We start from the raw sequence: 1,272 nt of genomic DNA on the forward strand, positions 1-1,272 counted from the left end.
AAAACCTTAGAGGTCCTCGCGCCAGAAGGGCATGCTCATGCAGCGCGGGCCGCCACGGCCGCGGGAGAGCTCGGCGGAGGGCACGACGAGAAGGTCCAGGCCCTCCTTGTACAGCACGTCGTTGGTGACGGTGTTGCGGGCGTAGACGCAGATCTTGCCGGGCTCGACGCACAGGGTGTTGGAGCCGTCGTTCCACTGCTCGCGGGAGGCCGCGATCGGGTCGCCGCCGCCGCAGGGGATCAGCTTGACCTGGTCAACGCCGGTGGCGTCCTCCAGGACGTGCTCGAGGGTGTCCTCGATCAGGCGGATGTTCACGTCGCCCGGGTTCTTGCCGGCGGTCAGCTCGTAGACGCGCAGGGTGCCCATGATGGCGGGGTGGATCGTGAACTTATCGACGTCGATCTGAGTGAAGACCGTGTCGAGGTGCATGAAGGCGCGGGAGACCGGGATGTCGAAGGCCAGGATGCGCTCGACCTTGGAGTCGGAGTTCCAGAAGATGTTCTGGGCCATGACGTCGATCGCGGCGGCCTGGGTGCGCTGGGAGATGCCGACGGCGAGGGTCTTCTCGTTGATGTTCAGCACGTCGCCGCCCTCGGTGTGGAACTGGCAGTCGCGGCGGAAATACAGGGAGACGTCCTTGTAGTCGGGGTGGTACTTGAAGACGTACTTGCCGTACAGGGTCTCGCGGTTGCGGGTGACCGAGTACATGCGGTTGAGGTTGACGCCCTCGCCGACGACCGCGAACGGGTCGCGGGTGAAGTAGAGGTTGGGCATCGGGTCGATGATCAGGTCGGACTCGGACTCGGAGTTGACCAGGGAGTCGAGGGTCGTGGACGCCGTGAGGGGCATGTCGATCTCGGCCTTGGTCATGCCGGCCATGGTCTTCTTGACGAACTCGAGGTTGTCCTCGATGGAGTCCAGCTTCTCGCGGACGATCTGCGGCATCTGCTGGCCGCGGATGCCTGCCTCGGCGATGTACTGGTCGGTGAACTCGGCGCGGGCGCCGGGGACCTGGTCGAACACCTCTGCGACGAGGTTCTCGAGGTAGAGCACCTCCACGCCCTGGTCCTTAAGGATCTGGGCGAAGGTGTCGTGCTCCTGCTGCGCGACCTCCAGGAACGGGACGTCGTCGAACAGGAGTCGCTCGAGCTCGTCGGGCGGCAGGTTGAGGAGCTCGTCGCCGGGACGGTGCAGGCAGACCTTCCTGAGCTTGCCGATCTCGGAAGGCACGTGCAGACCTTTCGTCATGGCCTCCTACCTTTCTTTCGGGCC

General features: G+C 64.8%; 1 protein-coding gene. It reads right to left on the reverse strand.

Features of this window, described 5'->3' with window-relative positions; genetic code table 11:
• Positions 1-6 precede the first annotated feature (6 nt).
• The gene (arcA, locus tag DWX39_RS10785) at positions 7-1,248 is read right to left on the reverse strand and encodes an arginine deiminase (RefSeq protein WP_117584235.1); all 1,242 of its coding nucleotides are present in this window, start codon (positions 1,246-1,248) and stop codon (positions 7-9) included.
• Between the last annotated feature and the right edge of the window lie 24 nt (positions 1,249-1,272).

Origin of the sequence: Collinsella sp. AF19-1LB (assembly GCF_003459655.1) — a bacterium.
Classification (GTDB): domain Bacteria; phylum Actinomycetota; class Coriobacteriia; order Coriobacteriales; family Coriobacteriaceae; genus Collinsella.